Here is a 22,157-nt window from a genome sequence, read left to right on the forward strand (position 1 = left end):
CGGAGATCCGCTCAGAGTTCTTTCTGGAGCACCGTGAGATCGGGATCGTCAACGTCGGCGCGGCCGGCACGGTGCAAGCAGACGGCACCGACTATCGGATGGAACCTGAGGCGGTCCTCTACCTGGGCCGCGGGACCCGGCAGGTCGTGTTCACGTCAGACGACGCCACTACCCCGGCGAAGTTCTATGGATTCTCTGCGCCCGCGCACACAGCGTTCCCGAACAAGCTTGCAGGACCCGACGAAGGCACGATCCGCGAGCTGGGCGACCAGCTCACCTCCAACGCCCGGAAGCTTCGGCAGGTCATTCACGAGAATGGCATCCGGAGCTGTCAGGTGGTCATGGGGGTGACCCGCCTGCACCCTGGAAACATGTGGAACACATTGCCGTCGCACACTCATGAACGCCGCACCGAGTTCTACCTGTACTTCGACGTGGCCGCTGACGCGCGGGTGCTGCACCTCATGGGGGAGCCAAGCGAGACGCGTCACCTTCTGGTCGCGAACAACGACCTGGTCATGTCGCCGAGCTGGTCGATCCATTCGGGTGTCGGATCGCGCGCGTACGCATTCGTCTGGGCGATGGCAGGGGAGAATCAGTCGTTCGACGATATGGATCACGTGCAGATCACCGAGCTGGTGTAAGAGTAGAGGGGACTGACAGGGAGAGCCCAGATGGAGTCGTCAACCGAGATGCACGCACCAGCGTCAAGCGCGAACCAGAAGACGCTGCGCATACTTGAGGTGGCATTGCTGAACGAACGTTTCACCGACATCGTGACCAAAACCGGTCTGCCGAAATCGACGGTGCACCGAATCCTTGCGTCCCTGATCGAAGAGGGATTCCTCTCCGGCGATGCTGAACGCGGGTACCACGGGGGCTCCCGGTTCATGGCATTGGCAGGGCGCGTGCTCTCACGCGTCGACATCTCGCGTGTCGCCGCGCCGATCGTGGATCGACTCGTTGCCGAGGTGGACTGCACAGTGCATGTCGGAGCGCTCTCGGGTCATGAGATGGTCTACGTGATCCGCACCGATTCATCGAAGCCGTACCGCATGCGTTCACGCGTCGGCTTGGCCATTCCCCTGCACTCGACAGGAATGGGGAAAGCAGTCATGGCATCCTGGCCGGATGACCGGATCGCCGAGTACGCCGCGCGGACAGGTCTCCCCGCCCGCACCGACTCGACCATCACCGATCTCGGGCGGCTTCGTGAGGCGCTTGCTGACGTCAGAAAGCTGGGCTACGCCCTCGATCTCGGTGAGAACGAGCTGGGTACCGTCTGCGTGTCCGCCCCGATCTATGACCACACCGGTGAAGTGTCGCACGGCCTGTCTGTCTCGTCGATTGCTCTCGAGCACCCCGGGAGGTCGATCGAAGAACTCTCACCGCAGGCAATCGCGGCCGCGAACGAAATATCCCGGTCCCTAGGGGGGCTGCGCTAACCGGTCAGACCGGTTTTGCCTCGGCTGCCGCACGAGCCGCGGCTGGCAGGGCCTCGATAATCCGTGAGAGCACCCGTCCATCATGGGCGGCGGAGACGAACCACGCCTCGAAGACGCTCGGTGGAAGCGACACCCCGCCGTCGAGCATCGCGTGGAAGAACGGCGCATACCGCCAGGCTTCCTGCGCCTGAGCTTCGGCGTAATTGCGCGGCCGCTCGTCGGCGAAGACGAAGCTGAACAGGTTGCCTGCACGCTGGACGACGTGAGCGACACCTTCACGGCTGAGGGCTTCGGACACCGCCTCGGAGAGCACCGCGGATGCGTCGTCCAGGCCCTGATAAACGGCCGGCGTCGCTCGCTCGAGGGTGGCGAGCCCTGCCGCGACGGCCACCGGGTTCCCGGAGAGTGTTCCGGCCTGATACACCGGTCCCTGCGGGGCGAGATAGTCCATGACGTCGGCACGCCCACCCAATGCCGCAAGCGGCATACCACCACCGATGACCTTGCCGAAGGTGAACAGATCCGGTGTGTAGAGCGGGCCGTCCGCGAGCGACAGACCCCAGTAGCCCGACGAACTGACCCGGAAACCGGTGAGCACCTCATCGAGGATGACGAGCGCCCCATGCTCATGCGCCAGCTCGTGCAGCGCGGCGTTGAAGCCCGGGTCCGGCGCGAGGACGCCCATGTTGGCTGCCGCCGCCTCGGTGATGACGGCGGCGATCTGGTCGCCCCGCTCGGCGAAGACGACCCGGAGAGCATCGAGGTCGTTGTATGGCAGGACGAGAGTCTGCGCAGCGATGGCGGCAGGGACACCGGCGGACCCCGGGAGAGCCAGTGTGGCGAGGCCGGAGCCGGCCTCGGCGAGCAGCCCGTCCGAGTGGCCGTGGTAGTGACCGGCGAACTTCACCAGGAGGTCACGTCCGGTGAAGCCCCGGGCGAGCCGGATGGCCGTCATCGTCGCCTCGGTACCGGTCGACACCAGCCGGAGCTTTTCGATCGGGGAAACCCCGAGTGCCGAGACCCGCTCCTTGACGAGCTCGGCCAGTTCGGTCTCCGCCGGCGTCGACGCGCCGAATGAGAGGCCGCGGGCGGCAGCATCCTGCACAGCGCGCACCACATCAGGGTGGGCATGGCCGAGGATCGCAGGCCCCCACGAGCCGACGAGGTCGATGTATTCCGTGCCGTCGGCATCCGTCACCGTGGCACCGGATGCCTCCACCAGGAACCGGGGAGTGCCGCCGACGGAGCCGAACGCTCGCACCGGTGAATTCACCCCGCCGGGAATGGAGAGCTTCGCGCGGCTGAAGAGATCGTCGTTGTTCATCGCAGCCATCCTGCCAGTTCGGTCGCCCAGTAGGTCAGGACCGCATCGGCTCCCGCCCGGCGGATGCTGACGACGGACTCCTCGATCGCACGGCGGCGGTCGATCCAGCCGTTCTGTGCCGCGGCCTCGATCATCGCGTACTCACCGGACACCTGGTATGCCCAAACCGGAATATCGCTCATCGCGGCAACGTCGGCGAGCACGTCGAGGTAGCTTCCCGCCGGCTTGACCATGACGATGTCTGCGCCCTCGGACATGTCGAGCGTCGATTCACGCATGCCCTCACGCCGGTTGGCCGGATCGAGCTGGTAACTGCGGCGGTCTCCGCTGAGCTGGGAATCGACGGCCTCACGGAATGGACCGTAGAAGGCCGAGGCGTATTTCGCGGAGTAGGCCAGGATAGCGGTGTCGACGAAGCCGGCTTCGTCGAGAGCGGTGCGGACGGCGTCGACCTGCCCGTCCATCATGCCGCTGAGTCCCAATATGCTCGATCCGGCATCCGCCTGGACCAGTGCCATGTCGACGTAGCGCTCGAGAGTGGCGTCGTTGTCGACGCGGCCGGAGTCGTCAAGCACGCCGCAGTGCCCGTGGTCGGTGAATTCGTCCAGGCACAGGTCGGTTTGCACGACGAGGGCATCGCCGACCTCAGCGGCAATGGCGGCGGTCGCCACGTTCAGGATGCCGTTCGGGTCGGTCGCCTGCGAGCCGATCGCGTCCCGGATCGCCGGGACGCCGAACAGCATGACCCCACCGACGCCGGCTGCCGCGGCATCCCCTACCGCCCGTTTGAGCGAATCGAGCGTGTGCTGCGAAACACCGGGCATCGAACTGATGGGCACGGCGTCGCTCACACCCTCGCGGACGAAGAGGGGGAGGACGAGTTCCGCCGGATGCACCCTGGTCTCGGAAACGAGGCGGCGCATGGCGGGGGTCTGGCGGAGTCTGCGGGGACGAATCACGGGTACGTTCACCCGTTCAGCCTACGCGTCGGCGGCTGAACTCCTCCCATATGCTGTCGCCTTCGGCGGGAGCAGGTGGATCAGCGGTCCAGCGCCGCGTCGGCAGCGCTCGGCGCCTCACCGGCCTCGACCAGCGCCACCATGGTGTCGAGCAGCGCTGCGACCGTCTGGTGCCGCGAGACGACATGAATCTCGAGGCCCAGGTTGGCGGCGTCCTGTGCTGTTCTCGGTCCGATCGCCGCGACGAGCGTCGACTCGGGAAGTTCACCGAACTGTTCGACGACCTGCTGTGCCACGCTGCCGCTGGTGACGAGGATGCCGTTGATCCGGCCGGAGCGAACGTCGGCGATCACCTCCTCAGCGACGGGCTCACCGATGGTGCGGTAAGCGACGACCGACTCGACGTCGTGTCCGGCGCGGACCAGGCCCTCGGTGAGCAGCGGCTTGGCGATCTCCGAACGCAGGGTGAGGAAACGTTTCGGGTTGGGCTCGAGCCGGGTGAGCTCCGAAAGCATGCCCTTGGCCGAGTTGTCCTTGGCCGGGACGAGATCGACCCGGTATCCGACCGCCTGCAGTGCGGCTGCGGTCGTCTCACCGACGGCGGCGACGCGAGTGCGCTCAGGGATGCGTACCCCTTGCGAATGCATCACGTCGACGGTCGTCGCGCTCGTCACGGTCAACCAGTCGAAGGCGCCGTCCGCGAGCGCGGCCAGGGCCGTTGTCAGCCGTTCAGGGTCTTCGGTCGGCGCGAAATTTATCATCGGTGCGACAACCGGGGTCGCCCCGCGGGCGCGAAGGTCAGCAGCGACGCTGTCACCCCACGGTCCACCGCGAGGCACGAGGATGCGCCAGCCCTTCAGCGGCTTCGATGGTGCGGGTGTGGACATGATGACTGCCTTCAGCTCTGCCTGAGGGGCGCGAGGGTGGCCGCGCCCTGGGCCAGCAGTTCGTCGGCAAGGGCGCTGCCTACGGTCTCCGCCGTCCCTATGATCTCGTGTACGGCTGAGGTCACGAAAGCGGCCTGCCGGTTGAGCCTGAGCGTACCCGATCCGTCGGGCGCGTAGACCGCTGCGGTGAGACTGACCCCATCTGGGGTAACGATCGCGTGGGCCCCGATGGGGGCGGCGCAGCCGGCTTCGAGCCTGGAAAGCACTGCGCGTTCCGCCGTTGCGGCAGCCCGGGTGTCCTGGTCTTCAATCGCCTCGAGAGCGGCGATGACGTCGGCATGCCCGTCCCTGTCGTCGAATACCGCGGTGCGCACCTCGACCGCGAGCGCACCCTGGGCCGGGGCGGTCGGCCACGCCTCGAGCTCGAGAAATTGGGTGACGACGTCGAGCTGCCCAAGGCGGCCGAGACCTGCCGCCGCGAGGACGACCGCATCCAGTTCGCCTGAAGAGACGAAGCCGAGCCGGGTTCCCACATTGCCGCGGATGTCGACGACCTGCAGGTCAGGGCGAACCGCGGCAAGCTGGGCGGCGCGGCGCGGCGAGCCGGTGCCGACACTGGCTCCGCTGGGCAGCGTCTCGAGGGTGAGGCCGTCCCGTGCGCAGATCGTGTCCCTGGCGTCGGCCCGCACCGGAACAGCGCCGACCCTGAGCCCGGCGTATGCGACGGTCGGCAGGTCCTTCATCGAGTGCACGACGATGTCGCATTCCCCGCGCAGGAGGAACTCACGAAGCGCAGAGGCGAACACCCCGGTGCCGCCGAGGCTGGACAGCGATTCACGCGACACATCACCGTGGGTGGTCACCGGAACGAGCTCGGTGTCCACGCCGGTCGCCGCCGTGATCGCACGGGCGATGTCCCCCGTCTGCGCCAGGGCGAGGGCGCTGCCCCGTGTTCCGATACGCAAGGTCATGGCTGCAGCCCGGCAAGGGCGGGTTTGAAGCCGAGTCGGACGTTCTCGCAGCATCCAGGACGGCACACGTCGTACCAGGGGCCGAGCTCCGTCAGCGCAGGCCGGTCCTCGACGGGCACGCCATCGCGGCGCTCGAGTACGAGGTCGATGAGTCCGGAGACGTATGCGGCGTGCGTGCCGGGCGTCGGCACGCGGACGGAGTACAGCTTGTTCTCTTCGGCCGACTCGGTGGCCTCGTTGTCGAGGTCCCAGAGCACTTCCATGTGGTCGCTCACGAAACCGAGCGGCACGATGACGACGGCGCGGATGCCGCGGGCGGGCAATTCCGCGATCGCGTCGTTGATGTCCGGCTCGAGCCATGGCATGCTCGGCGGGCCGGACCGTGACTGGTAGACCAGCTGCCAGGCGAGTTCGCCCTCGAGAGCGAGTTCTCGCTTCACCGACTCGATGACGACCTCGGCGACCGCGTTGTGCTGGGCGGCGTATGCGCCACCCTCACCGAAGCCGCGTTCAGCAGGCCCGGACTTTGCGGCGTCCGTCGAGGGGATCGAGTGGGTGGAGAAGAGGATCTCGACCTCGGAGAACAGGTCGATGCCGGGGTTGTCGCGCTGGATCTGGGTGAGTCCGTCGCGGACGCCGTCGATGAACGGGGTGACGAAACCGGGGTGGTCGAAGAACTGGCGCACCTTATCGATCGCGATGTGCCCGAACAGGCTGGTCTCGTCGAGCGCGATGGCGAAGTCCTCGCGGTACTGCCGGCAACTGGAGTAGGAGGAGTACGCGCTCGTCGCGATGGCGATGAGCTTGGTGTAGCCGCGCTCGTTCGCCTCAACGAGTGCGTCGCGCAGGTACGGGTCCCAGTTGCGGTTGCCCCACAGCACGGGCAGGTCGATGCCACGGGAGGCCAGCTCGGCCTCCAGCGCTGCCTTGAGCTGCCGGTTCTGGTCGTTGATCGGGCTCACGCCGCCGAAGTGGCGGTAGTGGGTCGCGACCTCCTCGAGGCGTTCCTCGGGGATGCCGCGGCCACGGGTGACGTTGCGAAGGAACGGGATGACGTCGTCCTGGCCCTCGGGGCCGCCGAAACCGGCGAGCAGGATCGCGTCGTAGGCGACGGGCTCGGTGATGTGCGGTTCGCCGGACGCCGCCGCATCCGTCGCGCCGAGGACGGCGTCAGTCATTGCAAAACCTCGGGGATCTCGGTGGTGGCGATTCGTCGCCCTGTGTAGAACGGGACCTCTTCGCGGACGTGCCTGCGGGCATCCGTCGCGCGGAGGTCGCGCATGAGGTCGACGAGCTCGAGCAGGTCGTCCGATTCGATCGGGAGGATCCACTCGTAGTCGCCGAGCGCGAACGCCGAAACCGTGTTTGCGATGGCACCGCGGAACGCTGCACCCTTGCGGCCATGATCGGCGAGCATCTTGCTGCGTTCTTCGTCCGGCAGCAGGTACCACTCGTAGCTGCGCACGAACGGGTACACGGTGAGCCAGCCCTTCGGCTCGATACCCCGCAGGTACCCGGGGATGTGGCGCTTGTTGAACTCGGCCTCACGGTGCACGCCCATCGCATTCCACGTGGGGAGCATCGGTCTCAGGATGCTTGTGCGGCGGAGCACACGGAGGGCGCGCTGGAGGGATTCAGCGGTGTCCCCGTGCAACCAGATCATGAGGTCGGCGTCTGAGCGGAGGCCGGAAACGTCGTAGAACCCGCGGACGGTCACACCGTCGGCCTGGATGCGGGAAACGGCGCCGTCGAGCTCAAAGACCGCGTGATCGCTCAGCGTCGCACGATGTTCTGGATCGCGGCGGAGAACGGCCCACAGCGTGAAGCCGGTCGGGTTCTCTTCGGGTTCGGGGTTGTGCATGGGGGATGGTGCCTCGGCAGAGGCCGGGTGAGTCATACCTAACATCATCACCCTTTCTCTCCTACTATCCAAAACGCTTGCCCGTGGAAACGAAGCTTTCACAGGCAAGCAGATCGCCCTTCGACAAGCTCAGGGACCAAACGCGGCACGCTTGCGGCCTTGTACCGAGATCTCGCAGTTCGTGTGCACGCGCGGTTAGGCAGAAGTTGGCACGCCCAGCCGGGCCCACCGACGCGTCCGCAGGCAGCCTTGCTCAGGAACCGCCGCGAAAAGGATCCTGAAGACCGTACGATCTCTCGGGAGAGCGGCGAAGCGGGCAGCTACCGTGCGATCGCCCGCACGATGGCCCACGCCGCCGTACCGGCTACTGCGGCGATCGCGGCGATTCCGCCCACGAACGCCGCAGGGTTCTCACGCTGCAGTTTCACAGCGGCGACCCGGCCCCGCGCGACGGCGCGAGACACCTTGCGCGGAACGTTGAGTTTGTCCTCGATGGCGTTGAGGGTGGAGACGAGTTCTGCGCGTGCCTGCTCGGGCGTTGGTGAACCGAGAGGATAAGCAGGATCAATAGCGGTCATATTCGCCCTCTCCCTTCACAGCGCGGATGTCTTTCTTGAGGCTCTCAATTGGATTGGGGTCTGCGTTCATCTTCTTGAAGAAGCGGAGCCCGATGAGCGCCAGCACAACGGCGATCAGCAGGAAGAGCACGAACACGATGAGGGCGGAGAGCCACGCGGGCAGCACCAGCGACAACGCCAGGATCGCAACCGCAACCAGAGTACCGATCGCGAAGAACAGGAAGATCAGGGCGAGGACGACGAAGACGGCGCCCTTGCCCGCGTAGCTGCCGAGGTGCGCAGCCTTGGTCTTGACCTGGTCGATCTCGGCCTTGATCAGGTTCGACACCAGAGCGGGCACGCTGCCGACCAGCGCAGCCAGCGGTTCCCTGTTCTTGTCGTTCACGGTGCGATCCGTCATGAAAGAACTCTCCAGACGCCTAATTGGTGGTGCTTGAGGTCGATGCGCCCGTCTGCCCGGGGATCGGGGGCGTGTAGGAGGACGCGTCGGTCGTCGTGGAAGTGGACGACGCGGACGAGGTACCTGATGCACCCGACTTACGGCCGGCCGTTCCCTCGCCGCTGACGGCGTCTGTCACCTTTTTCACACCGGCGAAAAGCGCCTTGGGGAGGCCACTGGCACGAGTCTTCGCGAAGCCCTCCACGCGTTCGACCTTCTCCTGGACGGCGTCGGTCTCCCACACCTTGAGCCAGTTCTTCTTGATCTGCTCGTAGCGTGCACGGCCCGCACGGGATCCGAACACGTATCCGGTCGCCAGACCGGCCACAAAAATCAGCTTGCCACCCATGTTCACTCCTTTTCGTCGCGGTTCCAGCTTGACCAGCGTAGACCCTACTCGCCCGTTTCGTCCGGGCTGGTTTTGCCCATGCCGGTTCTGGTATGCCCGTCGCCGAGCACTCCGGACTCCAGGTACGAGCTCGCGACGAGATGCCTGATGCGAGCGGATGCCGCGAGCGCGTCAGGTACGACAGAGGCGAGTCCCGTGCCCGAGAGCCAGGCCCCCGTGACGTCCAGATCGCCAACGGCAAGCGCTGCGGCGCGCAGCGCTTCGGCTCGTTCTCGCTGGCCGAGTGCCGCCCCCGGCAGAGTGCCCGCCCACACAGTTCGAGTGAGACCAGCCACCTGTGAGTCGTCGATGGGGACGCCGAGGATCTCGGCGGCATCCCCGATGGCGATGCTGCGCACGTCGGCGTCTGGGAGGCCGATCGTCGGGTTCGGGACGCCCTGCCGGCCGTACGACAGGCGGATCACGTGTCGGTGCGGATGCGCCGCGCCCGCCGCCGAGCGCAACCACTCCCATTTCGCGGTGGAGTGCGTCAGCGCCTTGGCGAGGACGGAGGAGCGCTCCGCCTCCGCGACGAGGACGCCGGTGCCGCGAGGGGCGGCGTCGAGCGCGACCGTGTCGAGCACCAGGGTCACCAGCTCGACCAGAGGAGTTTCGGTGGGCGTCGCCGCAGCGATCTCGGTCGAGAAGGGCGACAGGAGCCGGAGCGCCTCGGCTTCTGGTGTGGCGAGGATCACGTAGTCCGCGTCCAGGACGCGCTCATCCTCCAGGGTGACCTGCCACGACGCGCCGGCGGCGGCATCCTCGCTCGGGCCGGTGGCCGACATCCGGGAGAGTCCTGTCGCACCCACCCCGACGAGCAGTTCTCCCTCTCGGGAACGGATCTCCGCGACGAGGGCGTCCACGAGCGTCGACATGCCACCGCGAAGGCCCTCGACTGCCGAACCGGCCGGGGCAGCGGCACGGAGCATCGCAACGGCGCCGGAGAGCGACCCGGCCACGGTCAGCGCCCGGTTCAGTCCGGGGGCGGCGCGAGTGACGTCGAGGTCGTACGGGTCGGCCGAGTACACCCCCCTGGTGACCGGGGCGACGAGCGATTCGAGAACGACTCGTCCCATCCGCCGCTCCACCAGTTCGCCCAAATTGTGCTCACGACCGATGGTGAGGACCGGTCGGATGCGGTCAAGGTAGGCCCGCACGGCACCGCGCCAGCCGATCACCCGCCGGACGTCGTCGGCTAGCGGATTGGACGGGATGCCGAGCAGCCCGGCCTTCGGCAGCGGCACCGATCGGCCATCTGGCAGGCGCACCCACGCGCCGGCTGTGGCAGGGGTGACGACCGCATCAGCCAGTCCGAGACTGTCGACGAGAGCACGTACCGTTCCTCCGCGGGTGGCGTAGCTCTCGGCGCCGGTGTCGACACGGATGCCGGCCACCGTCTCGGTCGCGACGGATCCGCCGGGAGCCTGCGCACGTTCGACGACCGTCACCCTGATCCCGACCCTCGCGCAGTCGAGCGCTGCGACGAGCCCGGCGGCCCCGCCGCCGATCACCACAACGTTCCGCGGTTCGATCATTGTGCGTGCACGAATTCCACGATGCGGGTGAGCACGGCCGGATCGGTCTCAGGAGGAACGCCGTGTCCGAGGTTGAGCACATGCGAGGGGGCGCTGACGCCGCGTTCGAGTACGTCACGAACATGGGCCTCGAGAACGGGCCACGGCGCAGCCAGAAGCGCCGGGTCGATGTTTCCCTGCACAGGTACGACGCCGCCGAGTCTCCTGGAGGCCTCATCGAGCGGGACCCGGTAGTCGACGCCGACGACGTCAGCGCCGATGTCGTGCATGGCCTTCAACAGCTCGCCGGTCCCCACGCCGAAGTGAACGATCGGCACCGTGTGAACCTGGGCATGCGCACCCTGCTCGGCTGCTTCGGTGGTGTAGCTGAGGTCCCGCACGTGCTCGAGAGCACGGGCGGATGCCGGCGCGACGTGGCGCACGTAGTCGTCGAGCGAGAGCGCCCCGGCCCACGAGTCGAAGAGTTGCGCCGCCGACGCACCGGCAAGTACCTGAGCGCGGAGGAACCGACCGGTAACCTCGGCAACCCATTCCATCAGCCGCGACCAGGCCTCCGGTTCGGCGTGCATCAGCGTGCGCGCGTGGATGTGGTCCTTGGACGGGCCCCCCTCGACGAGGTAGGCGGCGAGGGTGAACGGCGCGCCCGCGAAACCGATGAGCGGTGTCCTGCCCAGCTCGGCCACGGTGAGCCGCACCGCTTCCTTCACCGGCAGGAGGCTGTCGTCGAGAACGGACGGGTCCAGGGAGACGAGCTCGTCGACATCCGCTGCCGTTCGCACGGCCTTACCGAGCACCGGGCCCTTACCAGGCACGATCTCGACGTCCAATCCCACCTGCTTGAGCGGCACGACGATGTCGCTGAAAAAGATCCCGGCGTCGACGCCGTGCCTGCGCACCGGCTGCAGGGTGATCTCGCTCGCCAGCTCGGGGGTGAGGCAGGCGTCGAGCATGGCGTTCCCGACGCGCAACTCGCGGTACTCAGGGAGCGAACGACCGGCCTGACGCATGAACCACACCGGCGTGACGTCCGGCCGGGTGCCGCCATAAGCGGTGATCAGCCGTGAATCGTGGGTGAGTCCTGCTTCGAGCGGGTGATTCTGAGAAAGCTGCACGGTCTCATTGTGTCAAAGTCCGCGCGAGCTGTCGGGCCCCCCAGGAGGGAGCGCCGCGCGCCCCGGATTCTGTGAGCGTTCCCACGGCGGCGGAGTACTGTCACCCCATGGCAACGAAGCACATCCTGGTCACCGGTTCAACGGGTTACGTCGGCGGCCGGCTCGTGCCGCGACTGCTCGCGGCAGGCCACAGGGTGCGGGTACTCGTGCGGTCGCCTGAGAAACTCCTCGACGTCCCGTGGGCCGACCGGGTAGAGGTCGTCAAGGGCACCCTCCAGGACCGGGATGCCATGGCAAGCGCCAGTGAGGCAATCGACGTCCTCTACTACCTCGTGCATTCGATGACCGGGCGTGGTGACTTCGAGGTCGAGGAGCGGAACGCTGCCGAGAGCGTCGCAGCAGCGGCGCGGGATGCGGGCGTCTCGCGGATCGTCTACCTCGGTGGTTTGCATCCGGACTCGGCCGATCTCTCCCGCCACCTGCGATCGCGGGTCCTCGTCGGGGAGACGCTGCTCGCGTCCGGCGTACCGACTGTCGCGTTCCAGGCCGGTGTGGTCATCGGTTCAGGCTCGACCTCGTTCGAGATGATCAGGCACCTCACCGAGGTGCTTCCGTACATGCCTGCGCCGAAGTGGGTGCGCAACCGGATCCAGCCGATCGCCATCCGTGACGTCCTCCATTACCTGCTCGCCGCGATCGACCTGCCGCCGGAGGTCAACAGGACGTTCGACATCGGCGGCCCTGACGTCCTCCGTTACGGGCAGATGATGAACGGCTACGCCGTCGAAGCCGGGCTCCCCCAGCGGGCCATCGCCGCCTTGCCTGTGCTCACCCCATGGCTCGCGTCACAGTGGGTGAACCTCGTCACCCCCATCCCGCGAGCCATCGCCGTGCCGATCGTCGAGTCGCTCCAATTCGACTGCGTCATGCGCGAGCACGACATCGATGAGGTCATCGCCCCTCCCGAGGGTGGGCTCACCGGTTATCGTCGTGCCGTTCGGCTGGCGCTTGCCAGAATGCGAGACGGCGACGTGGAGACCAGCTGGCAGAATGCGTCGGTCGACGGGGCACCGAGCGATCCGCTGCCCAGCGACCCGGAATGGGCGGGGCACACCGTCTTCACCGATCTCAAGGTGCGGGAGACGGATGCCTCGACTGCGCAACTCTGGACGGTCATCGAGGGGATCGGGGGCGACAACGGCTGGTACTCGTTCCCGCTCGCCTGGGCGCTCCGCGGCTGGCTCGACAAACTCGTCGGCGGGGTGGGTCTTCGCCGCGGAAGACGGCACGCCCAGGAATTGCAGACCGGGGACGCCCTCGACTTCTGGCGAGTGGAGGCCATCGAACACGAGCGCCGGCTGCGGCTGCGCGCGGAGATGCGCGTGCCGGGCAAGGCATGGCTGGAGATGGAGGTCGAGCCCCGCGACGGGGGCGGTTCCCGTTACCGCCAGCGGGCGGTGTTCTTTCCCATGGGACTCTCCGGCAGGCTGTACTGGATCGCGATCCTGCCCTTCCACGGCGTCATCTTCAACGGCATGGCAAACCGCATCACGCTCGAGGCGGAGAAGCGTCAGGGCTGACCGGGGTAGGCGCAGGCGCCCCAGAGGCCGCGGTCCGCGACCTGGGCCTCCGCGCCGAGCGCGTCGAATTCGGCCTTCCGCGAGTGAGGGTCCCTGTACGGTTCCGCGAAGCCGCCGCGAATCAGCAACGCCTCGACCGAGTTCCAGGTTCCGCCATCCCCGGGCACCCACACGTAGCGGAGCAGACGGCCGTGACGATCGGTGTCACCCTGGCTCGGGTCGGAGTCGAGGCTCACCGTCGCTCCGGTGAGCAGATCGGTGACGTAGGCGGATGCCTCTGGACCGAAACACTCGACTGGGGCGTTCGGCGCGACCGTCTCCGGGGTATCGACACCGACGAGGCGGACGCGTTCGTCACCTTCGCCTCGATTCACCACGAGGGTGTCGCCGTCCACCACGCGAACGACGGCCGCCGACTCAGCGGCAGCGGACGGAGCGGCTGGCGGCACCGCGGGGAGAACACCCGGCTCCACGGGGACCGGAGGGATTCCCGGAATCGGGACGTCCGGCCGGGTCGAGACGAGAAGCGCACCGATGGCGAGCACGCCGGCGATCAGGATGACGGTCAGTCTTCGGAGCATCGTTTCCCCTTCGGCTGCTGCCCGTCGATCCTACTGGCCTCCTCCTGAACCTGGGTCTGCCGGCGCACTGAGGTCGGTGAGGAACCGGACGACGACGTTGCGCTCCTCACTGCTGAGCCTCGCGGCCGCCTCGAATCGTCGGGCGTGTACCCGGCCGACACTCTCCCTCGCGTCGGTGCGTGTGGCATCCGTCACGGTGATCATCAGGGCGCGGCGATCGGTCGGATGCGGCGAACGGAGCACGTGACCGGCCCTCTCCAGCCGGTCGAGAAGTTTGGTGGTCGACGCCGTCGAGATCCTCAGCGTCTCGGCGAGGAGCCCCGGCGTCACAACGGCGCCGGCGTTGCGGGAGGCCATCAGAAAGCGGAGCGCCTTCATGTCGGTCCCGTTGAGCTTCATGTGTTTCTGCGAAGCCTCACTCATCGTCTGCTCTGCTTCCCTCCAGGTGCGGAGAGCGGCGAGCACACCCACGATGGAATCGACTTCGGCGTCGTCCATCGCGGTGCGGTTCACGAGTTCCTGGGTGGGGTCGATGACGCGCGGATCGAGCGTCCAGGCCGTTGAATCGGGAGGTGTGCGATCCGGGGTCATTGGGCTATTCTACGAGAAAGCCACGTGCTAATCTATTTACTCGCCCGGCTAGATAAATCGGAGAACCATGACCGTTCAGGAGACGATCGAACGCGTCGTGCTTCTCGATGCCAACGGCGAACCGGTCGGATCCGATCTCAAGTCGACGGTTCACACCGAGGACACGCCTTTGCATCTCGCGTTCTCATGCCACGTCGTGAACCGGTCAGGCGACGTGCTCGTCACCCGTCGAGCCCTCGGCAAGAAGACCTGGCCGGGTGTCTGGACCAACTCTTTCTGCGGCCATCCCCAGCCCGACGAGGCACCCACCGACTCCGTCTCCCGCCGGGCAGCCCACGAGCTGGGCCTCGACATCACCGCCCTGGAGCTCGTCCTTCCGGACTTCCGCTATCGCGCGGTCGACGCATCCGGCATCGTCGAAAACGAAATCTGCCCGGTGTACGTCGCCCGCGTGGACACCGACCCCGTCCCCAACCCTCATGAGGTCATGGACGTCGCGTGGGTCGACCCCGTCGTTCTCGGTGAATCGATCGCGAGGACGCCCTGGGTTTTCAGCCCATGGCTCGTGCTCCAGGCTTCACAGCTTGAGTTGCTCGGCGGAACCCCGGCCCGATCGGCTCCGCAATGACCGGAGTGCTCACCGACTTCGCCGGCACGGGCGTGCATGAGGCGGTTCAGGACCGCCTCGACACGTTTTTCACCGACCGGATCAGCCTCGCCAGGGCATACGGCGACAACTATCGGCTCCTGTGGGAGGCGGCACGGTCCGCGAGCCAGGGTGGCAAGATGTTCCGCCCCGCCCTCGTCGTCGGTGTCTACCGGGATCTCGGCGGAACCGACGAGAACTCCGCCCTCCGTATCGCCACCGCCTTCGAGCTGCTGCACACCGCTTTCCTGCTCCACGACGACGTGATCGACCGCGACCTCGTCCGTCGCGGTGTTCCCAACCTCGCCGGTTCATTCGCCGCGGATGCCTCAGCCAGGGGCGCAACGGACGCGGCGGCCGAAGCGTGGGGGCAGGCATCCGCGATCCTGGCCGGTGACCTGCTCATTCAGGCGGCGCAAGGCTTCCTCGCCCGGCTCAGCGCCCCGGAACAGACTCGGTCGGATCTGCTCGACCTGTTTGATCGCAGCATCTTCGTCACCGCCGCCGGCGAACTGGCGGACGTGGCGTTCAGTGCCGGCATACGGCTGCCATCGCTTGTCGACGTGATGGCGATGACGGAGCAGAAGACTGCGAGCTACTCCTTCGAGGCACCGCTCAAGGCCGGAGCGATCCTCGCTGGAGCGAACCAGGACATGCTCACCATCCTCGGCGAGTTCGGCCGGCTGGTCGGCGTCGCGTTCCAGCTCCGCGACGACCAGCTCGGCGTCTTCGGCGATGCTGAGCTCACGGGAAAGAGCGTTCTCAACGACCTCCGCAACCGCAAGGAGACCCCGCTCATCGCACACGCACGCTCGACTGCCCGGTGGCCGCAGATCGAAGAGGCCCTCTTCGACCTGGCAACGTCGAACGATGATGGGGCCTCGGTCAGGACCGCCCTCGAGGAGTGCGGCGCCAGGACCTTCGTCGACTCACTGATCGACGACCACGTGAGTCGTGCCGAGAACATCCTCTCCGACTCGAAGCTTCCTCCGGCTCTCGTCGGACACTTGCGCGACGTCGCCAGGCACGCCGTGGTGCGAGCGGCATGAAGGCTCGAAAGCCTGCGTCGAGCGACCTCTCCCTCTATTCGCGCGTCGCGCATCGGAGCTCCTCGCGGATCATCCGCGACTACTCCACCTCCTTCCGGATGGCCTCGCGACTGTTGTCCAGGGACGTCCGCAAACGTGTGGAGGACATCTACGCGCTCGTCCGGGTGGCCGACGAGGTCGTGGACGGCGCTGCGGAGCAGGCGGGCCTCGGGGTCGACCGGCAGCGTTCACTTCTTGATGCCCTCGAGGCGGAAACGAACGCGGCCCTCGAGGACGGTTACAGCACGAACCTCGTCGTTCACGCCTTCGCGATCACGGCACGCGAGAGCGGCTTCGGTATCGATCTCACCGCCCCATTCTTCGCTTCCATGCGGCGTGACCTCAGCGCCGTGGAGTTCACAGAGGCCGAGCTTCGCGAATACATCTACGGTTCGGCGGAAGTCGTCGGACTGATGTGCCTGCGCGTCTTCCTCCGCGGTCGCCCGACCGAGGACGCGAAACGCCTCCGCCTGGAGACGGGGGCGAGACGACTCGGCTCCGCATTCCAGAAGATCAACTTCCTCCGGGACCTGGCAACGGACTGGAGCGCGCTCGGCCGAAGCTACTTTCCCGGCGTCGACCCAGGGCGCCTGACCGAGGCGCAGAAGCTCGCGCTCGTCGCCGACATCCGGGCGGACCTCGACGCCGCCGGATCCGTTCTCCCTGAGCTTCCCGCGAATTGCCGCCGCGCGGTCGCGGCAGCGCACGGACTGTTCAGCGTTCTCACCGAACGGGTGAGGGTGACCCCGGCCGACGAACTGCTGGCCACTCGGGTCCGGGTTCCCGCCGGCACGAAGCTGGCCGTCCTCGCCCGCACGATGCTGCCGGCACGGTCGCTGTGAGCGGCGTGCCCGCAGGCCGCTCCGCGGTCGTGATCGGTGGAGGCATCGCCGGCCTCGCCACCGCAGGGCTCCTCGCGAAGGAAGGCTTCTCGGTCACGCTGCTCGAGGCCAGGGGCCGGCTCGGTGGGCGCGCAGGCAGCTGGGAGAAGAGCGGCTTCCGATTCGACACCGGGCCGAGCTGGTACCTCATGCCCGAGGTTTTCGACCACTTCTTCCGGCTGATGGGCAGCTCGGCCGCCTCGGAGCTCACGCTCACGAAGCTCGATCCGGGTTACCGCGTGTTCTTCGAGAAACACGACGAATCGATCGACATCGCCGCCGACCGCGAAACCAACCTCGACACTTTCGAACGGATCGAACCGGGCGGGCGCGCCGCACTCACCCGCTACCTGGCATCCGCCCGTGACACGTATCAGATCGCGGTGAAGCGTTTTCTGTACAGCACCTTCCAGTCCTACCGAACCGCTCTCACCCGTGACGTCCTCGGCCGCACCGGTCGGTTGGCACGGCTCCTGCTGCAGCCACTGGATACGCTCACCTCCCGTTCCTTCGCTGACCCACGACTGCGCCAGATCCTCGGCTACCCCGCGGTTTTTCTCGGTTCGTCGCCGTTCGCGGCCCCGAGCCTCTATCACCTGATGAGCCACCTCGACCTGGAGGACGGCGTCTACTATCCGAGCGGCGGCTTCACCGAGGTGATCTCACGCATCACCGCCCTGGCAGAGGTGGCCGGTGTGACGGTGACAACGGATGCGACGGTGACGGCGATCACGACCGACGGCGGCAAGCGGGCCCACGCCACCGGGGTCCTGTACAGCGACGCAACGGGCACCGACCATCGCCTCGACGCCGACGTCGTGGTGTCAGCGGCGGATCTGCACCACACGGAAACGACGCTCCTGCCGCCGGCGCTGCAGAGCTACCCCGAGAGCTGGTGGCGGAACCGCGTTCCGGGTCCGGGTGCCGTGCTCGTGATGCTCGGCGTCGAGGGTGCGCTGCCCGAGCTCGCCCACCACAGCCTGTTCTTCACCGAGGACTGGCAGGACAACTTCGAGCGAATCTTCGGCCGGGTGACGTCGATCCCTGACCCCGCGTCGATCTACGTCTGCCGGCCGAGCGCGACCGATGACACCGTCGCCCCCGCCGGTTCTGAGAATCTCTTCGTCCTCGTTCCTGTGCCAGCCGACCCCGCGATCGGCTCCGGCGGGGAAGACGGGACCGGGTCGCCGGTGGTCGAGGAGCTCGCAGACACGGTCATCGCGCAGATCGCCTCGTGGGCCGGCATCCCAGACCTCGCTGAGCGCATCGTCGTCCGCAAGACGGTAGGGCCGCAGGACTTCAGGGAGGACCTCAACTCCTGGCGCGGAACATCCCTCGGCCCAGCGCACACCCTTCGGCAAAGCGCGTTCCTCCGCGGCAAGAACGCCTCGGCGAAGGTGGACGGTTTGTATTACGCCGGCGCAACGACCGTGCCGGGGATCGGGCTCCCGATGTGCCTGATCAGCGCCGAACTCGTGCTCAAACGCATCCGCGGCGACGTCAGCACCGGCCAGCTCCCCGAGCCGCTATGAGCGTCCTCTACCTCGTCGTGCTGCTCGCCTCGATCGGCTGCATGGTCCTGCTCGACCGCCGCTTCTCCCTGTTCTTCTGGCGGGATGCCCGTCGCGCCGGTCTTGTCGTCTTCTCGGGGCTTCTCTTCTTCGTGCTCTGGGACCTGCTCGGAATCGGGCTCGGCATCTTCTACCGTGGCGAGACCGAATTCATGACCGGCGTCGTCGTCGCTCCTGAACTGCCGGTTGAGGAACTTTTCTTCCTGGCCTTCCTCAGCTACCTGACAATGGTGCTACTCACCGGGGCCGACGCCCTGCTTCGGGCCCGGGCGGGGCGACGATGACGTATGTCTCTCTCAGCGTCGTGTTCCTCGTGATTGCCGCCGCGGTTCTCGCCCTCGCGCTGGCCGTGTCACACGACCGGCGCGGGCTGGTTCACCGGTGGTGGCTGCCAGCCGTCTGCTCCGCTCTCGCGCTGGTGGTTCTCACGGCGGTGTTCGACAACGTCATGATCGCGACGGGCCTCATGGTCTATGAGCCGGACCATCTCGCCGGCGTCCTCATCGGCGCCGCACCGATCGAGGACTTCGCCTACCCGGTCGCCGGGCTCCTGCTACTGCCTGCTGTCTGGCTGCTTCTCGGCCGGCGATTCCAGAGAGGCGCCGGTGTCGACGAATAGCCCCACCCGCATCGCCGGAGCCCTGCTGCTCTCGTCGCGGCCGCTGAGCTGGATCAACACGGCATTCCCGTTCGCCGCCGCCTACCTGCTCACCGCCGGCTCGGTCAACCTGGCCTTCGTCGTCGGCACACTCTTCTTCCTCGTGCCGTACAACCTGGCGATGTATGGCATCAACGACGTGTTCGACTACGAATCAGATCTCGCAAACCCGCGCAAAGGCGGGATCGAGGGCGCCGTCCTGGACCGCAGCCTGCACCGGTGGACCCTTCTCGCCGCTGCGGCGACCTGCATCCCCTTCGTCGCGGTGCTCCTTCTGCTCGGCGGTCCCGCGTCCTGGCTCGTCCTTGCGATCAGCCTGCTCGCGGTGGTCGCATACTCGGCTCCCGGACTGCGATTCAAGGAGCGGCCGTTCCTGGACTCGGTGACGTCGAGCACTCACTTCGTCAGCCCGGCCGTTTACGGGCTGGTCCTCGCCGGTGCGACACCAACCCCGGGCCTGTTCGCCCTGCTTGCCGCGTTTTTCCTCTGGGGCATGGCGAGCCACGCCTTCGGCGCCGTGCAGGACATCCTCCCCGACCGTGAAGGGGGCATCGCCTCGATCGCCACAGTGATGGGTGCAAAAACGACCGTTCGGCTCGCCCTCGGCGCGTGGACGACGGCGGGCGTCCTCATGCTGTTCACCGAATGGCCGGGTCCACTCGGCGCTCTTCTGGCACTCCCATACCTTGTTGCGGTCCTGCCGTACCGCTCCCTCCGGGATGCCGATTCGGAGCGGGCGAACCGCGGCTGGAAGCACTTCCTCTGGCTGAATTTCGTCGTCGGCTTCCTCGTCACCATGCTGCTGATCGCGTGGTCCCTGCTGCGCATATAACTCCTCCTGAACGCTCCGCGGCGAGAGGTCTGCTGCAGCAACACGAAAACGGCGCCGTGTGCCGCAGCGGTCGAGGCGGAGTCACACGCAGCATCCGTTCCAGCGCCGGATCCGCCCTGAGCGGACGGGCGCCAGTGTGGGCAGGAGCACCCGGTCGGGGAATGTATCCTTGACTGGTGCTCATGTGTCTGACGGCGAGTCACAAAAACGCCTCCTTCGACCTCCTCGAGCGTCTCTCCGGGGGCGCCGAGTCGGTCGCCGAACGCATCACCGAGCACGCCGAATGCGTCGCCGGAGCCGTCGTCATCTCGACGTGCAACCGGTTCGAGGCATACATCGACCTCGACGAGCCGATCACGGCAGGCCAGCAGGTCGGCGTCGAAGCCGCGACCGCCGCGATCAGCGCGGCCTCGGGCATCCCGGCGGATCAGCTCCACTCGACGTGGAGCGTCCACACCGACGAAGCCGCCGCCAGGCACCTCTTCGCGGTTTCGGCGGGGCTCGAGTCGGTCATCGTCGGCGAGGGCGAGATCGCCGGCCAGGTGCGCCGCTCGCTGGAGACCGCCCGGAAAGCCGGAACAACGACGAGCGACCTGGAGCGGCTGTTCCAGCGCGCATCGCAGACCTCACGCGGCGTCAAGAACAACACCCCACTCGGCCGGGCCGGCCGCTCGATCGTGCGCCTCGCACTCGATCTGGCCGAAAGCCGCATCATCGACTGGTCCGCCGTTCGCGTGCTTCTCATCGGCACCGGGGCCTACGCGGGCGCCAGCCTCGCTGCACTCCGCGACCGCGGCGTCACGGATGTCGCCGTGTACTCCCCCTCCGGCCGCGCCGCCGGTTTCGCCGCGAGCCACGCCATCCGCGCCATCGAAGCGGATGCTTTCGCCCGCGAAGCCGCGGAGGCGACGATCGTCGTCACCTGCACGACCGCATCCGGGTTCGTGCTCGATGCCGCCCTGCTCAACGCCGGTCGCCGCGAATCGCACGAGTCGCTGCCGCCCTTTGAACACGACGGCACCCCCGGCTGCCCCGTCCACACCGACGCCGGCCAGCTCGTCATCGACCTCGGCCTGCCCCGCAACGTCGACCCCGACGTCGCCGGAGTGCACGGGGTGGACCTGCTCGACCTGGAGACGATCCGCATCCACGCACCGCTCGAGGAACTGCAGGCCACGGACCACGCACACGAAATCGTCGACAGAGCCGCCCGCAAGTTCGCCGCGGTCACCGACGAGCAGAGCCTCGCCCCTGCCGTCGTCGCTCTCCGCCGGCACGCCCAGGAACTGCTCGAGTCCGAGATCGCCAGGGTCGCCCCTCGGGACCCGGACGGCGTCGCCGAACAGGCACTGCGGCACATGATGGGCCGCCTGCTGCACGCTCCGACGGTCCGGGCCCGTGACCTCGCCCGCGCCGGAGACGCCCAGCGCTACATCGATGCACTCGACGCCCTGTTCGGTCTCGCCGTGCAGTCGGAGTCGGTCGTCGACCTCGAGGCCGACGAAGCGGCATCCTGAGCTCGCGCGTGCTTCTCGCCCGGCGCGCCAGGCCGGGTGTCGACAGGATCGATCGCCGCTGACCTGCGGTTTTCTCCTGCTGAGCGTCCGGGGCATCCAGCGTGCCCTGTCGAGTGTCGGCCCATACGGAAAACGCCCGCCCCACGAAACGTGGCGCGGGCGTTCCTGGGAAAGAGTTAGTACGACTCGAACGTTCCGGGATCTGCGCTGCCGAGAATCGCGAAGAAAGCGATGATCGCGATGATGTAGCCGATCGTGGCGAGTGCACCGATCACGATACCGATGATGGCAAGAATTTTGCCCTGCTCGCCGGTCTTCTTGATCTGGTTGAGCGAGATGATGCCGAGCACGACGGAGATGAGTGCGAAACCGAGGACCGCGCTCACCAGGGTGATGATGGAGAGGACGTTCCACTTCTGGGACTGTCCGGGCTGGCCGTAGCCACCGTACTGCGGAGCGCCGTACTGCGGAGCGTTGTACTGGGGTGCGCCGTACTGCGGAGCCTGCTGCGGCGGCTGACCGTACGGCGGATTCGAGCCTGCCGGGGGTACTGGCGGGATGTTGTTGTCGGTCATGGTGCTCCTTCGTAAGCCGGCTTCCATGCTGGCAGCCAGCGTGGGTGAGTGTCAATTACCCGACCGTGTATGGCATGGGCAGAACCACCGTCCATGACGAGCGCGAGGTTCGCACGAGGCCGCCGGTGCCGCTTTCGG

Annotated in this window: 25 protein-coding genes; 11 read left to right on the top strand and 14 right to left on the bottom strand. The window is 67.1% G+C overall.

Features of this window, described 5'->3' with window-relative positions; genetic code table 11:
- Both kduI and JWP90_RS06025 read left to right on the top strand, forming a co-directional pair.
- On the top strand, nucleotides 1–644 hold a 644-nt coding region (gene kduI / locus JWP90_RS06020; RefSeq protein WP_297361079.1), incomplete at its 5' end, for a 5-dehydro-4-deoxy-D-glucuronate isomerase.
- 30 nt (nucleotides 645–674) lie between these two features.
- Complete coding sequence (locus JWP90_RS06025) at nucleotides 675–1,445, top strand: IclR family transcriptional regulator (RefSeq protein ID WP_297361080.1); 771 nt, start codon at nucleotides 675–677, stop codon at nucleotides 1,443–1,445.
- Nucleotides 1,446–1,449: 4 nt separating this feature from the next.
- On the opposite strand, the gene hemL is transcribed toward JWP90_RS06025, so the two are convergent.
- The 11 genes from hemL to hemE all read right to left on the bottom strand — a co-directional run bounded on the left by hemL (nucleotide 1,450) and on the right by hemE (nucleotide 11,499).
- Nucleotides 1,450–2,778, bottom strand: a complete 1,329-nt coding sequence (hemL, locus tag JWP90_RS06030; protein ID WP_297361083.1) for a glutamate-1-semialdehyde 2,1-aminomutase — start codon at nucleotides 2,776–2,778, stop codon at nucleotides 1,450–1,452.
- Nucleotides 2,766–3,692, bottom strand: coding sequence for a porphobilinogen synthase (gene hemB / locus JWP90_RS06035; RefSeq protein ID WP_297361178.1), 927 nt, complete (start codon nucleotides 3,690–3,692; stop codon nucleotides 2,766–2,768). Before hemB ends, hemL begins: the two co-directional genes overlap by 13 nt.
- Nucleotides 3,693–3,808: 116 nt before the next feature.
- Nucleotides 3,809–4,615: a uroporphyrinogen-III synthase gene (locus JWP90_RS06040; protein ID WP_297361086.1), complete on the bottom strand. Its 807-nt coding sequence runs from the start codon at nucleotides 4,613–4,615 to the stop codon at nucleotides 3,809–3,811.
- An 11-nt stretch (nucleotides 4,616–4,626) separates the two neighbouring features.
- Nucleotides 4,627–5,586, bottom strand: a complete 960-nt coding sequence (hemC, locus tag JWP90_RS06045) for a hydroxymethylbilane synthase (RefSeq protein ID WP_297361089.1) — start codon at nucleotides 5,584–5,586, stop codon at nucleotides 4,627–4,629.
- Nucleotides 5,583–6,764 (bottom strand): ferrochelatase, encoded by a 1,182-nt coding sequence (locus JWP90_RS06050; protein ID WP_297361092.1) that lies wholly within the window; start codon nucleotides 6,762–6,764, stop codon nucleotides 5,583–5,585. The genes hemC and JWP90_RS06050 overlap by 4 nt, the downstream gene beginning before the upstream one ends.
- Nucleotides 6,761–7,447 (bottom strand): hydrogen peroxide-dependent heme synthase, encoded by a 687-nt coding sequence (hemQ, locus tag JWP90_RS06055; RefSeq protein ID WP_297361095.1) that lies wholly within the window; start codon nucleotides 7,445–7,447, stop codon nucleotides 6,761–6,763. Before hemQ ends, JWP90_RS06050 begins: the two co-directional genes overlap by 4 nt.
- Before the next feature lie 320 nt (nucleotides 7,448–7,767).
- On the bottom strand, nucleotides 7,768–8,025 hold the full coding sequence (locus JWP90_RS06060; RefSeq protein WP_297361098.1) for a hypothetical protein: 258 nt from the start codon (nucleotides 8,023–8,025) through the stop codon (nucleotides 7,768–7,770).
- Complete coding sequence (locus tag JWP90_RS06065) at nucleotides 8,012–8,425, bottom strand: phage holin family protein (RefSeq protein ID WP_297361102.1); 414 nt, start codon at nucleotides 8,423–8,425, stop codon at nucleotides 8,012–8,014. The genes JWP90_RS06060 and JWP90_RS06065 overlap by 14 nt, the downstream gene beginning before the upstream one ends.
- Nucleotides 8,426–8,444: 19 nt before the next feature.
- Complete coding sequence (locus JWP90_RS06070; protein WP_297361105.1) at nucleotides 8,445–8,813, bottom strand: YtxH domain-containing protein; 369 nt, start codon at nucleotides 8,811–8,813, stop codon at nucleotides 8,445–8,447.
- Between the two features lie 44 nt (nucleotides 8,814–8,857).
- Nucleotides 8,858–10,387: a protoporphyrinogen oxidase gene (hemG, locus tag JWP90_RS06075; RefSeq protein WP_297361108.1), complete on the bottom strand. Its 1,530-nt coding sequence runs from the start codon at nucleotides 10,385–10,387 to the stop codon at nucleotides 8,858–8,860.
- Nucleotides 10,384–11,499 (bottom strand): uroporphyrinogen decarboxylase, encoded by a 1,116-nt coding sequence (gene hemE / locus JWP90_RS06080; RefSeq protein WP_297361111.1) that lies wholly within the window; start codon nucleotides 11,497–11,499, stop codon nucleotides 10,384–10,386. Before hemE ends, hemG begins: the two co-directional genes overlap by 4 nt.
- Nucleotides 11,500–11,606: 107 nt before the next feature.
- Here hemE and JWP90_RS06085 point away from each other — a divergent pair, with 107 nt between their 5' ends.
- Entirely contained in the window at nucleotides 11,607–13,079 is a 1,473-nt protein-coding gene (locus JWP90_RS06085; RefSeq protein ID WP_297361114.1) for an SDR family oxidoreductase, read from the top strand.
- On the opposite strand, the gene JWP90_RS06090 is transcribed toward JWP90_RS06085, so the two are convergent.
- Together JWP90_RS06090 and JWP90_RS06095 are read right to left on the bottom strand one after the other, a co-directional pair.
- On the bottom strand, nucleotides 13,070–13,660 hold the full coding sequence (locus JWP90_RS06090) for a thermonuclease family protein (RefSeq protein ID WP_297361117.1): 591 nt from the start codon (nucleotides 13,658–13,660) through the stop codon (nucleotides 13,070–13,072). The genes JWP90_RS06085 and JWP90_RS06090 overlap by 10 nt on opposite strands.
- A 30-nt stretch (nucleotides 13,661–13,690) precedes the next feature.
- Nucleotides 13,691–14,251 (bottom strand): MarR family transcriptional regulator, encoded by a 561-nt coding sequence (locus tag JWP90_RS06095; RefSeq protein ID WP_297361120.1) that lies wholly within the window; start codon nucleotides 14,249–14,251, stop codon nucleotides 13,691–13,693.
- Nucleotides 14,252–14,318: 67 nt separating this feature from the next.
- On the opposite strand from JWP90_RS06095, the gene idi reads away from it, so the two are divergent.
- From idi to JWP90_RS06135, 8 genes are all read left to right on the top strand, one after another.
- Complete coding sequence (idi, locus tag JWP90_RS06100) at nucleotides 14,319–14,879, top strand: isopentenyl-diphosphate Delta-isomerase (RefSeq protein ID WP_297361123.1); 561 nt, start codon at nucleotides 14,319–14,321, stop codon at nucleotides 14,877–14,879.
- Nucleotides 14,876–15,946, top strand: coding sequence for a polyprenyl synthetase family protein (locus JWP90_RS06105; protein WP_297361126.1), 1,071 nt, complete (start codon nucleotides 14,876–14,878; stop codon nucleotides 15,944–15,946). Before idi ends, JWP90_RS06105 begins: the two co-directional genes overlap by 4 nt.
- Nucleotides 15,943–16,827, top strand: coding sequence for a squalene/phytoene synthase family protein (locus JWP90_RS06110; RefSeq protein WP_297361129.1), 885 nt, complete (start codon nucleotides 15,943–15,945; stop codon nucleotides 16,825–16,827). The genes JWP90_RS06105 and JWP90_RS06110 overlap by 4 nt, the downstream gene beginning before the upstream one ends.
- A 5-nt stretch (nucleotides 16,828–16,832) precedes the next feature.
- On the top strand, nucleotides 16,833–18,398 hold the full coding sequence (gene crtI / locus JWP90_RS06115) for a phytoene desaturase family protein (RefSeq protein ID WP_297361131.1): 1,566 nt from the start codon (nucleotides 16,833–16,835) through the stop codon (nucleotides 18,396–18,398).
- Nucleotides 18,395–18,721: a lycopene cyclase domain-containing protein gene (locus tag JWP90_RS06120; RefSeq protein WP_297361134.1), complete on the top strand. Its 327-nt coding sequence runs from the start codon at nucleotides 18,395–18,397 to the stop codon at nucleotides 18,719–18,721. The genes crtI and JWP90_RS06120 overlap by 4 nt, the downstream gene beginning before the upstream one ends.
- Nucleotides 18,718–19,056, top strand: a complete 339-nt coding sequence (locus JWP90_RS06125) for a lycopene cyclase domain-containing protein (protein ID WP_297361137.1) — start codon at nucleotides 18,718–18,720, stop codon at nucleotides 19,054–19,056. The genes JWP90_RS06120 and JWP90_RS06125 overlap by 4 nt, the downstream gene beginning before the upstream one ends.
- Nucleotides 19,043–19,927, top strand: coding sequence for a prenyltransferase (locus tag JWP90_RS06130; protein ID WP_297361140.1), 885 nt, complete (start codon nucleotides 19,043–19,045; stop codon nucleotides 19,925–19,927). Before JWP90_RS06125 ends, JWP90_RS06130 begins: the two co-directional genes overlap by 14 nt.
- A 182-nt stretch (nucleotides 19,928–20,109) precedes the next feature.
- Nucleotides 20,110–21,444 carry a glutamyl-tRNA reductase gene (locus tag JWP90_RS06135; protein WP_297361181.1) on the top strand — a complete coding sequence of 445 codons (1,335 nt, stop codon included), beginning with the start codon at nucleotides 20,110–20,112 and terminating at the stop codon, nucleotides 21,442–21,444.
- A 176-nt stretch (nucleotides 21,445–21,620) separates the two neighbouring features.
- Here JWP90_RS06135 and JWP90_RS06140 read toward each other — a convergent pair whose 3' ends face one another.
- Nucleotides 21,621–22,019 carry a DUF4190 domain-containing protein gene (locus JWP90_RS06140; RefSeq protein ID WP_297361143.1) on the bottom strand — a complete coding sequence of 133 codons (399 nt, stop codon included), beginning with the start codon at nucleotides 22,017–22,019 and terminating at the stop codon, nucleotides 21,621–21,623.
- Between the last annotated feature and the right edge of the window lie 138 nt (nucleotides 22,020–22,157).

Source organism: Mycetocola sp. (genome assembly GCF_025464835.1).
Lineage (GTDB): Bacteria > Actinomycetota > Actinomycetes > Actinomycetales > Microbacteriaceae > Mycetocola_A.

Bases quoted from the DNA above. Each gene is read 5' to 3' on its own strand.
- JWP90_RS06025 (WP_297361080.1), top strand. From the start codon at position 675: ATGGAGTCGTCAACCGAGATGCACGCACCAGCGTCAAGCGCGAACCAG.
- hemL (WP_297361083.1), bottom strand. From the start codon at position 2,778: ATGGCTGCGATGAACAACGACGATCTCTTCAGCCGCGCGAAGCTCTCC.
- hemB (WP_297361178.1), bottom strand. From the start codon at position 3,692: ATGCGCCGCCTCGTTTCCGAGACCAGGGTGCATCCGGCGGAACTCGTC.
- JWP90_RS06040 (WP_297361086.1), bottom strand. From the start codon at position 4,615: ATGTCCACACCCGCACCATCGAAGCCGCTGAAGGGCTGGCGCATCCTC.
- hemC (WP_297361089.1), bottom strand. From the start codon at position 5,586: ATGACCTTGCGTATCGGAACACGGGGCAGCGCCCTCGCCCTGGCGCAG.
- JWP90_RS06050 (WP_297361092.1), bottom strand. From the start codon at position 6,764: ATGACTGACGCCGTCCTCGGCGCGACGGATGCGGCGGCGTCCGGCGAA.
- hemQ (WP_297361095.1), bottom strand. From the start codon at position 7,447: ATGCACAACCCCGAACCCGAAGAGAACCCGACCGGCTTCACGCTGTGG.
- JWP90_RS06060 (WP_297361098.1), bottom strand. From the start codon at position 8,025: ATGACCGCTATTGATCCTGCTTATCCTCTCGGTTCACCAACGCCCGAG.
- JWP90_RS06065 (WP_297361102.1), bottom strand. From the start codon at position 8,425: ATGACGGATCGCACCGTGAACGACAAGAACAGGGAACCGCTGGCTGCG.
- JWP90_RS06070 (WP_297361105.1), bottom strand. From the start codon at position 8,813: ATGGGTGGCAAGCTGATTTTTGTGGCCGGTCTGGCGACCGGATACGTG.
- hemG (WP_297361108.1), bottom strand. From the start codon at position 10,387: ATGATCGAACCGCGGAACGTTGTGGTGATCGGCGGCGGGGCCGCCGGG.
- JWP90_RS06085 (WP_297361114.1), top strand. From the start codon at position 11,607: ATGGCAACGAAGCACATCCTGGTCACCGGTTCAACGGGTTACGTCGGC.
- JWP90_RS06090 (WP_297361117.1), bottom strand. From the start codon at position 13,660: ATGCTCCGAAGACTGACCGTCATCCTGATCGCCGGCGTGCTCGCCATC.
- JWP90_RS06095 (WP_297361120.1), bottom strand. From the start codon at position 14,251: ATGACCCCGGATCGCACACCTCCCGATTCAACGGCCTGGACGCTCGAT.
- idi (WP_297361123.1), top strand. From the start codon at position 14,319: ATGACCGTTCAGGAGACGATCGAACGCGTCGTGCTTCTCGATGCCAAC.
- JWP90_RS06105 (WP_297361126.1), top strand. From the start codon at position 14,876: ATGACCGGAGTGCTCACCGACTTCGCCGGCACGGGCGTGCATGAGGCG.
- JWP90_RS06110 (WP_297361129.1), top strand. From the start codon at position 15,943: ATGAAGGCTCGAAAGCCTGCGTCGAGCGACCTCTCCCTCTATTCGCGC.
- JWP90_RS06120 (WP_297361134.1), top strand. From the start codon at position 18,395: ATGAGCGTCCTCTACCTCGTCGTGCTGCTCGCCTCGATCGGCTGCATG.
- JWP90_RS06125 (WP_297361137.1), top strand. From the start codon at position 18,718: ATGACGTATGTCTCTCTCAGCGTCGTGTTCCTCGTGATTGCCGCCGCG.
- JWP90_RS06135 (WP_297361181.1), top strand. From the start codon at position 20,110: ATGTGTCTGACGGCGAGTCACAAAAACGCCTCCTTCGACCTCCTCGAG.
- JWP90_RS06140 (WP_297361143.1), bottom strand. From the start codon at position 22,019: ATGACCGACAACAACATCCCGCCAGTACCCCCGGCAGGCTCGAATCCG.